Raw genomic sequence first — 13,303 nt, forward strand, 5'->3', positions numbered from 1 at the left:
GTCTCAAGACTCATGCTATTCCCGCAGGAGTCGCCGCCTGCCGTTCCAATCAACGATGTTAACGCGCTGAATGGACAAACATTAATACATTAGACCGTTCGAGTGTTCGAATCAATAACGAAATTGTGCCTCTACTTTAGCCCGAATAATAATCTGCCCAGGTTCAATAGGGGTTGACATACTATCTTCCATCGCAGCAAATGTTTGAAAGGTTTGCGGTGTTTCGATCGTCTCTTCTATGATTTTAAGTGGAATAGAATCAAAATTAACATTTAAAGTTTCAGCAATCGTCTGTGCCTTTGCAAAAGCATTCTTTAAAGCATTATTCAGCGCTCGCTGATAGTATTGTTGTTGATTTTCAATCGTGAATTGGATATTGGACACTCGATTCACACCGTTTTTAACAGCAAGATCAATCATCCGTCCGGCTTGATCGATGTTTTTCATTTTAAGGGTGATTATATTTGTCACCTGGTACCCTCTGAACACTTGTTTCCCATCTACATAATCATAACTAGGATTGATGTTATAAGCAGATGTTTTTATATTTTCTCTTGAAATGCCCTCCTGTACAAGAGCTTCGATAACTTGATTCATTATATGCGTATTTTCCTGTTGAGCTTGATTGAGTCGTTCGCTCTTGGTAACAACCTCTAACTGTATACTGACAGTGTCCGGTTCAACCGAGAAGCTTGCATCACCATTAACAGTCATAATGCGGGAAGCATCCTGTCTATATAGTTCTCCATAAGGATAATACACAATTATCCCACCTTTCAGATTGCCTTTTTTCTAATATATGCGCATAAATATCATAATAGTAATGTTTTTGATTCTTAATGTTCCTGTGGAGTGCTAAACACGCCGTTCATTTTCCCACCTTTTTTGGTAATAGCTAAGTCACCCTGTACAGGGTGACTTTTATAGGTTCGCTCTATAAATTACAATAATATTGCGAAATTAAATATAGTACAACCATTCCAAATCATTGAACGACAAACCTGCTATTAATTTAATCATTTAATTCATAACGTTTCCCCTTGACAAGAAAAATGATGCTTTCCGCAATATTCGTTACATGATCGGCAATCCGTTCGATATAGCGGCAAACAAACGCCAGCTGTGTGATTTGCGCCATATTTTCCGGCTGTTTTGAAGCCAATTCAAGTAGTTCCTGAATTAACTCTCCATAAAGTTTGTCAACCTTGTCATCCGTTTCCGCTAACGTTCTTGCCAGAGCAACGTCTTCCTCATCATACGCCTTTAAACCGTCCGCCAACATCTTTAAGGCGATTTCCGCCATCTTTGGGATATCCTCCAGCGGTTTAATCAATGAAGAATTTCCGATGCGAATCGTTGATTTGGCAATGTTAACGGCAAAATCACCTACCCTTTCGATATCCGTGGAAATTTTGACAGCCGCCATAATTCGTCTTAGATCAGAGGCAACAGGCTGTTGTTTAGCGATCATTAAAATCACCTGGTCATTGATGTCTTCTTCCAGTTCATTGATCTTATAATCGTCGTCAATGATTTGTAATGACGTTTCAATATCCTGACCTTTTAATGCTTCAACAGCTTGTTGTGCCGCCGATTCACTTAGACGCCCTAACGAAAGAAGGCTGGTTTTTAATTCATCAAGTTCCGCCTTGAAATTCCCTCGAACGACCATCTTGATCACTCCCGTTTTAGAATTGACTCCCTTCTATCCAAAGCGACCGGAAATATAGTCTTCCGTCCGTTTGTCTGAAGGATTTGAAAACAGCTTATTGGTTTCCGATTGTTCAATGACCTCCCCGTTCAGAAAAAATGCGGTTTGATCGGAGATTCGCGCGGCTTGCTGCATATTATGAGTGACAATGACGATACTGATATCTTTCTTCAATTCTTGAATGAGTTCCTCTATTTTTAAGGTTGAAATGGGATCTAAGGCCGAGGTCGGCTCATCCATTAATATGACATCCGGATCAACCGCTAAACAACGGGCAATACAAAGGCGTTGCTGCTGTCCACCTGACAGGCCGTAAGCATTGGTGTTGAGACGTTCCTTAACCTCATCCCATATAGCTGCACCCTTTAGACTTTTTTCAACGATTTCCTTCAGTTTCTTCTTATTTTTTATTCCTTTAAGCCTTGGCCCGTAGGCCACATTATCAAAAATCGATTTTGGAAACGGATTTGGCTTTTGGAACACCATACCGACGCGGTTTCGCAATGCTTCCACATGATATTTAGAATCGAAAATATTGCTGTCTCGATATAAAATTTCTCCGGCGACTTTAACATTCGGGGTCATTTCTACCATACGGTTCAACGTTTTAATAAATGTTGACTTCCCACATCCGGATGGTCCGATAATCGCTGTCACTTGATTTTCCTGAATATCAAACTGAATGTTTTGTAATGCGTGATGATCACCATACCATAGATTAAGATCTTGAATGTTGTAAACAGCGGTATTGATTTTTTCAACAGTTTGCATGGTTAATCTCTCCATTGTTAGCCAAATTGACCTGAAATATAGGCCTCGGTTCTTTCTTCCGATGGATTTGTAAAAATCTTAGATGTGTCGTCATACTCGATTAATTCACCTTGATAGAAAAATGCTGTTTGATCAGCAATCCTCGATGCCTGCTGCATGTTGTGTGTGACGATCACAATTGTATAATGTTCTTTTAACCTTAAAATCAGATCTTCAATTTTGGCATTAGAGATCGGATCTAATGCCGATGCCGGTTCGTCCAATAAAAGTACCTTCGGCTGTAATGCAAGCGTTCTTGCGACACAGAGTCGCTGTTGCTGACCGCCGGAAAGCGACAATGCTGATTTGTCAAGGCGATCTTTGACTTCCTCCCATAATGCCGCATCCTTTAAACTTTGTTCAACCGTCTCATCTAACACTTTTTTCTTCCGGATACCATAAAACTTTAAAGCATGGGCGATATTGTCGTAAATCGATTTCGGAAACGGGTTAGCTTTCTGAAAGACCATGCCGATTTCTTTGCGAAGCGCAACAACATCAATATCATGATCAAGTACATTCACGTCTTCGTATAAAATATCACCTTCACATCGGGCCACTGGTATAAGATCATTCATACGGTTGATCGTTCGTAAAAACGTCGACTTTCCACAACCAGACGGTCCAATTAATGCGGTAATGGCTTTTTCCTTGATTCGCATCGAAACGTCCTTAACGGCATGATTATCCCCGTAATAGATATTTAAATTTTGAACGGTTAAGCTGAGTTTGCTTTCTTCACTTTCTATATTGTCCAGGGCAGCTGCGCTTTCTTGTACATGTAGCATAGGGCGATTCTCCTTCAGATTTGTTATACGGCGGGTTTCGCTTGCCAACTCGACAACAGTGCTTTACTTACCTGACATTCGTTTATGAATACGGCTTCCCATCAAACGAGCAAATAGATTAAATACTAATATTGCAATCACCAAAACAGCGGAAGAACCATTCGCTACAGCATGTACGTCCGGGATAATACCGACTGAATTAACAGACCAAATATGAACCGATAACGTCTCCGCTGAGCGAAATAGATTCAATGGGGAATCCGGTGAGGCGGGATTCCAATTGGTAAAATCGAGATTTGGTGTCGATAATCCAGCGGTAAACAACAATGCCGCTGATTCACCAAAAACCCGGCCTGCTGATAAAATCACACCTGTTAAAATCCCCGGAAAGGCTGCCGGGAGTAAAACCGTTTTAATAGTATGCCAATGTGTAACACCGAGAGCCAAACTCGCCTCTTTTTGTTCAGCAGGAACGGAACGAAGGGCATCTTCGCTAACCCTTACGATAACGGGAAGATTAAAAACGGTTAGGGCTAAAGCCCCCGATAAAATCGAATACTGCCAGCCAAAATAGTTAACAAAAACAAGTAAGCCGAACATCCCGACGACAATGGACGGTAAAGACGCTAAAACTTCCACACAGGAACGTATAAAAGCCGTGATTTTATTGGGTTTGGCGTATTCGGCAAGGTAAATCCCGCCTGCTACACCAAGAGGCACAGTTAGTAACATTGTAATGAATAAAAGATAAAATGAATTCCAAAGCTGATTTTTAATACCGCCGCCTGCCTGAAACGAACTAGAATTAGATGTCAGGAAATCAATGGTGATATAGCTAAGTCCGTTATACAATATATAACCAAGTAAAGCGACCAGGGTACCGACCATTATAACCGCACAAAAGACAATTAAAGATGTCGCCACGCGATCCACAGTTCTGCTGTTCATTTATACTTGCCTCCTCCGTGACAAAAAGCGAATAATCATGATGAATACATAAGACATGACTAGTAAAACCAGACCGAGCGTCCAAAGCGCATGATTAAGTGTACTCCCGTACGTCGTGTGGCCCATGCTAAGTGTGATAATTGTTGTTAAAGTCGCTGCCGGTTCAACCAGGGAATCCGGTAATGTCTTAGTGTTACCGATGACCATTTGTACAGCTAACGCTTCTCCGAATGCCCTTGCCATGCCCAAAACAACAGCCGTCAATAGTGAAGGTAAAACAGCAGGAATCACTACTTTATAAATGGTCTGCCATCTTGTTGCTCCAAGTGCGTAAGAAGCATTTTTCAAATCCTCAGGAACAGACTTAAGCGTATCTACCGAAATACTAGTGACCGTCGGCAAGACCATGATTCCAACGACGATGGTTCCTGCAAGCAGGCCAAAACCTGTCCCTCCGAAATACGAACGAATGACCGGGACGATGACCAACAAACCGACAAGCCCATAGACGACAGAGGGAATGCCGACAAGAATTTCAATAACTGGCTGTAAGATTTTCTGTCCCCACTTTTTTGTAATTTCCGTCATAAAGAGGGCACTGCCTATTCCTAGTGGCGCCGCAACAATCGCGGATAGAAAAGTCACCGCGAACGAGCCGAAAATAAATGGAAATGCTCCGTACGTAGGAGCGTTCCCTTTCGGATACCATTCCATGCCGGTCATAAAATCAACCACATTTAAACCATCTATTACAAAAGATTGAAGGCCCTTTATCGTTAGAAACAATGTAATAGCAACGGTCGCCGCCAAAATAAAAAAAGCACTGGAGAAAATAATAATCTTTCCTCTAAATTCCCCATTTTTATTCGATTTATTTTTCGATAACAATCTCTCGCTAGCAGGTGTGACATTGACTGACTGTTGCCCGCTTTCCTTATGGCTATTCATGGCCATATTCGACTCCTTTTCGACATGTTCAAACCGATATTTTCAAACATGGTAAACGAGGTAAATACATGCTAGGTATTCACCCCTATTTTTACCATATACTGTTGCTAGCGTGACTCTATTTTTTTGTCGTTTCACCTTTAGCGTTCCGCTTTACTTGCATTTTCGTAGCTGAGATGTAGCCTTGAGCTGGTACAAGTTTGCCCTGCACGGTCTCACTCATCATATAGTCAAGAAAGGCTTGCTCATTTTTATTAGGCTCACCTTTTGTATACATGTGCTCATAAGCCCATACTGGGAATTTACCGGATTGAACGTTTTCAGCCGTTGCTTCTACGCCGTCAATGCTCAATTTGACAATCGAATCTTCTTCAGAAAAATACGAGAATGACTCATATCCAATTCCCCCAGGGGTTTCGGCAACAATCCGTTTAACAGTATTAGAAGAATCTTGAGTAATCCCTTTAGCAGGGGTTTGTCCATTTAAGGCAAATTTCACGAAAGTGGCACGAGTACCTGAACCATCAGGACGATTGACAAGCGTAATATCAACATCGTTTCCGCCTACTTGTGACCAATTCGTGACCTCGCCTGTGAACACTTTAATAAGCTCCTCTTGCGAAAGGTTATTGACACCGGCTTTTGGATTGACTGCGGCGGTCATCCCGACAACAGCAACTTTATGATCGGTCAGCTTGGTCGGATCGATACCGGATTTCGCTTCTGCAAAGATGTCAGAATTGCCGATATCGAAGTTTCCCGAAGCCACTTCACTAAGACCGGTACCGCTTCCGCCGCCTTGAACCTGAATTTTGATGCTAGGCTTTTCTTGCATAAATTGTTTTGCGGCAGCTGCAGCCAACGGTTGAAGTGCACTTGAACCACCCACAATAAGCTTGCCTGATAATTTTTCATTTGATCCTTTTGTGTTTCCTGCTTCGCTTGTCCCATCAGTATTTCCGGATTTTCCACCATTTCCGCACGCGGAAGCAAATACTATCACCGCTGCCAACACCATAAAAAGCATCCCATTTCTTATTTTCACAATAATCCCCCTCACAAATGTAATATCTCCTTACTAGTTCTATAGTAATAGATGTTTGTTAATGGTGTATAAATTAAGTGTTAAGATATCGTAAAGATGTATCGTCCCTAAACAAAACGGGGAGATTGTTTCTAATTGATCCATTAGTCTAAAATACAAACAAATGCGGCAACAGATGTTGTCGTGTTATGCTTTCTTCACTTAATTTAGTTTTCGGTAATGAATGCCTTAACGGGAGTTGGAACAGATTGAGGGGCTTCACCCCACTGACTCCTATTAAAATAGCTGGTAGTTCCCCGTTTAAAGGGTATTACCAGCTTTTTCGATTTCGTCGTTTTGATATTTTAAGCACTTAGTTTCGCTGCTTTGTTTGGCGATATTGTTTCATACCTTTTTACCGCCCAACATGTCTTGAACCGGATTTTCTATATGATCCTTTGTGTATCTAATATCATCTTCATCTATCAAGTATTAAGCTTTCGTTCAAATTCACCCATTCGTTGTTTTTAAGAAAGGATATTGATTCTATCATACAAAAACACTCCAGATTATAGGATGGTTGTCTCTCATTAAATTAAAATGAGGGGTCATCATTTACTGTAAATGTCGCCCTCTTTCCTACCACATAAAATACTGATGTATGGACCGGTTTCTTCTCTGAATCATAGGCAACTTTATCAAATTTATATAAGGGCTCCCCAGCTTCGCAATTTAAAAGCATGGCCTCTTCGTTTGTAGCTAACACGATATTAAGCAACTTTTTACTAGTAGAAGGATACACATTGTAAATATTTTTAAGTATTTCATAGGTTGATCTTGAGTCCTTAATGTATTGGATTAAATTTGGAAACCGATTCATGGGATAGTGAGCAATATCAAGCACAAACGCCTCAGATTCAATGTATAGTAACCGGACAAGCTTTAATAATTCTACATTGATAGGAGTATTTAATTTTTTTGATAATTCAGATGTCGCCTCAACCAATTCCTTCGATATCACTTTGGAATGAGGATTACTTCCCTTGGAAGAAACAAATTCTGAAAAACCGTCAACAGACAATAGTTCACGAGTGATGGAATGTGATTTAATGAACGTCCCCTTTCCTTGTTGACGATACAAAATATCCTCTTTCACTAGATCGCTTACTGCTCGTCTTGCAGTGATTCTGCTTACTCCATAAATCTTGCATAAATCGGTTTCTGTAGGAATCTTGTCTCCATATTTATAAACGCCTTTTGAAATTTCCCCTTTTAAAATGCCTTTAAGTTGTTCATATAAAGGCCGAACGCTGTCAGTGTTGAGTTCCATTTTCACACCTACTTCCCCGTTTTATTATTGCTATATAATAATATAATACAAATTTTCTAACACAGCCAATTTTAGTGTATGTCAAGAAAATGGACAATGTCTCGCTTCTATACAATCCCCCCTTAATTCCATGCAATCAGAACCCAGGGAAACAAAATTTTCTGAAAAGGGTTGACATTCGTTGACCGAGATTCTAATATAATGTTATATAACATTATATAATTGACTGAAAAAGGAGGCGAGTGAGACACCGATTGTTTCATGAATTCTAAATCTTTAGGAGGCTAAACGGTGACAACACAATTAACTGCGAACGAACAAATTCAAGAGGTATTAGGTGCTCTAAAATCAAAAACAATTAAAAATGTATTTTTCGTCGCTTGCGGCGGCTCATCCGCTCTTATGTATCCCAGTAAATATCTAATGGATCATGAAGCTCAAAGCATTGAGTCAGATCTTTATTCTTCGAATGAATTTATTCACAGAAATCCTGCAAAACTTGGGAAAGACTCATTGGTCATTCTTTGTTCACATGAAGGAAAAACGCCGGAAACTGTTGAATCAGTGCAGTTTGCCAAAAGTAAAGGTGCAACTACTATTGCCTTGACTTACAACCCTAACTCACCCTTAACAACAGACGCTGATTTTGTTCTGCGCTATGCAGATCGTGGTGATAATGATGCCTTTAATACCAATTATGGCGTTATGTATCAATTAGTAACAGGGCTTCTCTACAATCAAGAGGAAAATAATATCTATCAAGATATGCTGAATAGCTTAGGTCATCTACAGTCTGTATATGATCGGACCCGTGAGCAGGTTAAGCAAAATGCCGAGCAATTTGGGAAAGATTATAAAGATGAAGAGGTCATCTATACCATGGGAAGCGGCGCAAACTATGGAATCGCCTACTCCTTTGCTATTTGTATCCTAATGGAGATGCAGTGGATTCACTCTCACGCTATTCATGCAGGAGAATATTTTCACGGACCATTTGAAATTTTAGATAAAGATGTCCCATTTATTATTTTACTTGGTTTAGATGAGACACGCCCGTTAGAAGAAAGGGCACTCAAGTTCTCTAAACGCTTTGGAGAAAAACTTGTTGTGTTAGATGCTAAAGATTTTGATTTAAATGGGGTTGATGAATCCGTAAAGAAATATATTGCTCCACTTATTTTGAATTATGTGCTTAGACTTTATGCAGAAAAATTAGCGGATGAAAGAGAACATCCGCTATCCAAAAGAAGATACATGTGGAAACTTGAGTACTAAGTCCATTTATTGGAATTAAGGAGCTGCTACTCCTTAATTCCTTTCTTTATAACTCTTATTCTAAGGTAAATTGGAATAACTTTAAAGATTAAGGAGGCATTTCAATTGAAGAAAAGTTTATTTATAGTGACAATTTCCATTGCAATCGCTTTCACTCTTTCCGGTTGCTCGGGATTCACGGGTTCTTCCGGTTCTTCCAACAATTCGGAAGACAGCGGTCAAATCACTCTGAAATTTATGCATCGATGGCCTAAAGAACCTGAAAAATCATTTTTTGAAGATGTTGTAAAAGAATTTGAGAAGAAGAATCCCAAAATTAATATTGAGACTCAAGCCGTATTAAACAATGCCTACAAGCAAAAAATTAAAGTTCTTCTAGGATCAAACGATCAGCCTGATATTTTCTTCGCTTGGAGTGGAGAGTATGCTCACAATATCGTTCGTAGCAATAAAGCATTGGATTTAACCTCTTATTATAAAAAAGACCAAAACTGGTCTGGCCAATTAGTGCAATCTGCAGTGGAACCCTATAACTTTAATAAGAAGATGTATGGTGTTCCTTGGGACTTAGATGCAAAATTGTTCTTTTATAATAAGGATATTTTTAATCAATTAAATTTGAATCCTCCTAAAACCTTTGATCAATTACTAAAGGTTTCTAAGGAGTTAAAAAGCAACGGTTATATCCCCATTGCTGAGGGGGATAAAGACAAGTGGCCTGCTGGACACTATATTGGCACATTAAATCGCCGGGTCGTTCCCGATAATGTCATAGAAGAGGATCGAATTCGCAGTCAAGGTACCTTCGAAAATCCACTATATGTTGAGGCTTTAAGGAAATTAAATAAGATTAATAAGGTTGCCTTTAATGAAAACATTAATGCGTATAAGCATGATAAGGCAAGAAAGTTCTTCTCCAATGGCAAAGCAGCTATGGCTTTCTTAGAAATTCTTGAAATTGGGTTATATCAGCCTAATGCAGATTTTGAATCAGGAACATTCAATTTTCCCGCTATTGAAGATGGAAATGATAAAGGGAATCCTAGTATTATATCGGGAGCTCCTGAAGGATTTATGATTTCATCGAAAACCGAACACCCAGATGCCGCAATGAAATTTCTCAAATTTTTGACCAATAAGAGCAATGGAAAAAAACTAGTGAATGATTTAGGCTACTTTAGTGCAGTTAAAGGTACATTGACGAAAGATAATTCTACACCCCTTATGCGTAATGCCTATGAAACTCTAATGGGGGCCAAACATCTAGCACCTTGGATTGATACAGGACTAGATATTAAAGTAGCCAATACGTATTTGAGTGACATACAAACCATGTTTAATGGGGAAATGACATCTCAACAAGTTATGAAGGATGTCCAGGAAGCGGCTACAAAAGTAAGGAACGAAGCAAAGTCAAACTAATAAAAAAGGGGGCGTTCCGTCCTCCTCCCCTTTTATTAAAATATGATTAGCTTCAGTACAATTCCTCTGGAGTAATCGGGCGCAACCGTCAATCCCATTTCCCCGAAGGTTTGTTTAATGACTAGGTAGAATTTTGGATTCCTCGTATACGCACTGAGGGCTCGTAAACTTATTTAGGAGGAGAGGTAAGATGGCTCGGAAAAACAAATGGCTCCCTTTTATATATTTAACACCTGCTTTGTTCATAATGGCTCTCTTTGTTTATTACCCTATCGTTTCCAATTTGTATTACAGCCTTTTTGAATGGGGGACCTTTTCAAAAGGGATGGATTTTGTGGGGATCGGAAATTTCACCCATCTATTTCATGATCCAGTATTCTTTACAGCTCTAAAAAATAATATTTTTTACGCCGTTATATCGGGGATTGTACAGGTCGGAGGTGGTCTCGTTCTTGCAGCAATATTGGAAGATACATTAATAAGACGATTTTCTACCTTCTTAAGAACGATATATTTTATTCCGGTTCTCGTTTCAATAACTGTAATCGCTTTACTTTTTCAGTTTATTTATAATCCCCAAACTGGATTGTTAAATCAGTTCCTAGAATTGATAGGACTTGATAGTTGGACAAAAGCATGGTTAGGCGATGGAGACACTGCCATTTTCTCAGTTATTGCAATGTCCCAATGGCAAAGCCTAGGCTATATAACATTATTGTTTGTTATTTCTATTCAGAAAATTCCTGCTGATTTATATGAGGCTGCAAAAATAGACGGTGCAGGAAAAATAAAACGTTTTTTTCATATCACTGTTCCGCAAGTTAAAGAAATGGCTTTTGTCGCAACCATTGTGACACTCACACAGGCTTTTACGGTCTTTAATGAGCCCTATATTTTAACTGGTGGCGGACCAGGGCATGCTTCTGAAGTATTAACCACATACTTGTATCAAGCCGCCTTTGTAAATGACTCAATGGGATATGCCTCAACTATTGCTACAGTTCTTTTAGCTGTTACACTAGCCATTTCAGTCGTTCAATTAAAGATCTTCAGATCGGGAGAGGAGGATTAGCCTATGGGTAACGAACAGTATGAATTAAATCGTTTAAACCATATACCTGCAAAACAACCGAAGACACAAAATTCATATTGGAATAAATGGTTTGGATATGCTGGAAGAATCCTTGTTTATGCCATTTTAATTGTTTTGTTTCTTATTATTGCTTATCCTCTTTTTTGGATGGTCATCAATTCATTAAGGGACTCTGATGCGATCCTTAGTAACAGTTGGGGCCTTCCCAATGAGTTAATGTTCCAAAATTATGTGACCGCATGGCATACCGGCATTGCTCGTTACTTTGTAAATAGTGTTATTGTTACTGGATTCACATGTTTTCTCACTGTGTTCATTAGTTCCTTAGCTGCGTATGCCTTTTCTAGATTTAGATTTAAAGGAAAAAATGTCTTATTAATCTTTTGTATCAGCGGATTAATGCTAGCCCCCCAAGTTAGTTTGGTTCCATTGTATCAGTTGATGCAATCCTTAAACCTTTATGACACATATTGGGCGTTGATTTTTCCCTATGTGGCTTATCGAATTCCGTTTATTTTATTATTAATAAGATCTCACTTTCTTAGCATTCCAAATGAAATGGTTGAATCTGCTGTGTTGGATGGGTGTACTAACTTTAAAGTATTTACCAAGATATTCATTCCTTTAAGTAAACCAGTATTAATGTCAGCGACAATTTTGACGGGGTATTTTGCTTGGAATGAGTTTATGTTCGGTATCGTTTTTATGAGTAGTAATGAATTGAAAACCGTTCCAGCAGGGCTCATGCAATTTCAATCAGCGTTACAAACGGATTGGGGAACTCTATTAGCAGGGTTAACCATTTCTGCTCTACCAATTATATTGTTGTTTCTTTTTGCACAAAAGTACTTTATTCGTGGTATCGGTGAAGGAAGTCTGAAAGGATAAAAGAAAGGAGATTATTTAATGAAACTAGTTGGAGTTGGAGACAATGTCGTGGATTACTATACAAATCAGAATACGATTTATCCAGGTGGAAATGCGTTGAATGTTGCAGTACTTAGCAAACAAAATGGAGCCGAGCAATCTGGATATGTAGGAATACTAGGTAATGATACGGCATCAACCCATATTATTGAAACACTTAAAAAGGAAAAGATTGATATTAGTCATACTCGAAGAGCTCATGGTGAAAACGGCATGGCCAAAGTTAAATTGAATCCGGATGGAGATAGAGTTTTTGTTGGATCTAACAAAGGAGGCGTTCAAAGTAGACTAAAACTTGGTTTTGCTAATGAGGATATTGATTATATTAATTCCTTCGATCTATTGCATACAAGTGTTTTTAGCAATATTGAATCCGAACTATATCAATTAAAAGACTACATTTATATTTCCTTTGATTTTTCCAGTCATTTAGATAATGATTATCTTAAAGCTGTCTGTCCATATATTACGTATGCGTTTTTCTCAGGAAGCCATCTGACTGAAGATGAGTGCAAAGATCTTGCGCTAAAGGTTTATCAATACGGCGTAAGGACAATCGGTATTACTCGGGGATCAAAGGGCGCCTTATTCTTCGACGAAAAAGGTAGATGCTTTAAGCAGCCGGTCATCCAAACTCATGTAATTGATACACTTGGGGCAGGTGATACCTTCATAGCAGTATTTTTAACTAGCTATTTTAATGGAACTCCTATGGAGAAAGCACTATACGAAGCTGCAGTTTCTGCAGCTCATACTTGTACCTATTTTGGTGCATTTGGCTATGGCCAAGTTTATAAACAGCCATCCTCGAATATTTAAGGCTTCTTTTTGACCCTGCTTGTTCCTAGCTAGCCACTCACCCTCATGAATTGAAGGTGGGTGGCTTTTTCTTACACATGGGAGTTTCACACTCTTCGCTGAGGACGCGGCAGAACAAAAAGCCCATTTCTTCTGGAATGGGCTTTTTTCTATGTAGAATTTCTTACCGCTCAATGTAGTAAATGAATTGGCTTATATTATTTCAACC

At 39.1% G+C, this 13,303-nt stretch carries 13 protein-coding genes; 5 read left to right on the forward strand and 8 right to left on the reverse strand.

Going from position 1 to position 13,303, the window contains the following annotated elements; genetic code table 11:
• Positions 1-111: 111 nt before the first annotated feature.
• The 8 genes from B9Y89_RS17260 to B9Y89_RS17295 all read right to left on the reverse strand — a co-directional run bounded on the left by B9Y89_RS17260 (position 112) and on the right by B9Y89_RS17295 (position 7,559).
• Positions 112-762, reverse strand: coding sequence for an SIMPL domain-containing protein (locus B9Y89_RS17260; RefSeq protein WP_085524421.1), 651 nt, complete (start codon positions 760-762; stop codon positions 112-114).
• Positions 763-1,012: 250 nt separating this feature from the next.
• The gene (phoU, locus tag B9Y89_RS17265) at positions 1,013-1,672 is read right to left on the reverse strand and encodes a phosphate signaling complex protein PhoU (RefSeq protein ID WP_085524422.1); all 660 of its coding nucleotides are present in this window, start codon (positions 1,670-1,672) and stop codon (positions 1,013-1,015) included.
• Positions 1,673-1,705: 33 nt separating this feature from the next.
• The gene (gene pstB, locus B9Y89_RS17270) at positions 1,706-2,482 is read right to left on the reverse strand and encodes a phosphate ABC transporter ATP-binding protein PstB (RefSeq protein ID WP_254901283.1); all 777 of its coding nucleotides are present in this window, start codon (positions 2,480-2,482) and stop codon (positions 1,706-1,708) included.
• A gap of 17 nt (positions 2,483-2,499) precedes the next feature.
• On the reverse strand, positions 2,500-3,309 hold the full coding sequence (gene pstB / locus B9Y89_RS17275; RefSeq protein ID WP_085524424.1) for a phosphate ABC transporter ATP-binding protein PstB: 810 nt from the start codon (positions 3,307-3,309) through the stop codon (positions 2,500-2,502).
• 63 nt (positions 3,310-3,372) lie between these two features.
• Positions 3,373-4,257 (reverse strand): phosphate ABC transporter permease PstA, encoded by an 885-nt coding sequence (gene pstA, locus B9Y89_RS17280; RefSeq protein ID WP_085524425.1) that lies wholly within the window; start codon positions 4,255-4,257, stop codon positions 3,373-3,375.
• On the reverse strand, positions 4,258-5,205 hold the full coding sequence (gene pstC / locus B9Y89_RS17285; RefSeq protein WP_085524793.1) for a phosphate ABC transporter permease subunit PstC: 948 nt from the start codon (positions 5,203-5,205) through the stop codon (positions 4,258-4,260).
• Positions 5,206-5,323: 118 nt separating this feature from the next.
• The gene (locus B9Y89_RS17290; RefSeq protein ID WP_085524426.1) at positions 5,324-6,250 is read right to left on the reverse strand and encodes a phosphate ABC transporter substrate-binding protein; all 927 of its coding nucleotides are present in this window, start codon (positions 6,248-6,250) and stop codon (positions 5,324-5,326) included.
• A 574-nt stretch (positions 6,251-6,824) separates the two neighbouring features.
• Entirely contained in the window at positions 6,825-7,559 is a 735-nt protein-coding gene (locus B9Y89_RS17295; protein ID WP_085524427.1) for a GntR family transcriptional regulator, read from the reverse strand.
• A 291-nt stretch (positions 7,560-7,850) separates the two neighbouring features.
• Between B9Y89_RS17295 and B9Y89_RS17300 the strand changes: the two genes are divergently transcribed.
• The 5 genes from B9Y89_RS17300 to B9Y89_RS17320 all read left to right on the forward strand — a co-directional run bounded on the left by B9Y89_RS17300 (position 7,851) and on the right by B9Y89_RS17320 (position 13,095).
• Positions 7,851-8,834, forward strand: a complete 984-nt coding sequence (locus B9Y89_RS17300; RefSeq protein WP_085524428.1) for an SIS domain-containing protein — start codon at positions 7,851-7,853, stop codon at positions 8,832-8,834.
• A 105-nt stretch (positions 8,835-8,939) separates the two neighbouring features.
• Positions 8,940-10,256: an ABC transporter substrate-binding protein gene (locus tag B9Y89_RS17305; RefSeq protein ID WP_085524429.1), complete on the forward strand. Its 1,317-nt coding sequence runs from the start codon at positions 8,940-8,942 to the stop codon at positions 10,254-10,256.
• Positions 10,257-10,446: 190 nt separating this feature from the next.
• Positions 10,447-11,328, forward strand: coding sequence for a carbohydrate ABC transporter permease (locus tag B9Y89_RS17310; RefSeq protein WP_085524430.1), 882 nt, complete (start codon positions 10,447-10,449; stop codon positions 11,326-11,328).
• 3 nt (positions 11,329-11,331) lie between these two features.
• Entirely contained in the window at positions 11,332-12,237 is a 906-nt protein-coding gene (locus B9Y89_RS17315; protein ID WP_085524431.1) for a carbohydrate ABC transporter permease, read from the forward strand.
• Positions 12,238-12,255: 18 nt separating this feature from the next.
• Positions 12,256-13,095: a PfkB family carbohydrate kinase gene (locus B9Y89_RS17320; protein WP_085524432.1), complete on the forward strand. Its 840-nt coding sequence runs from the start codon at positions 12,256-12,258 to the stop codon at positions 13,093-13,095.
• Positions 13,096-13,303 lie beyond the last annotated feature (208 nt).

It is taken from the genome of Tuberibacillus sp. Marseille-P3662, from assembly GCF_900178005.1.
Taxonomy (GTDB): Bacteria; Bacillota; Bacilli; order Bacillales; family Sporolactobacillaceae; genus Marseille-P3662.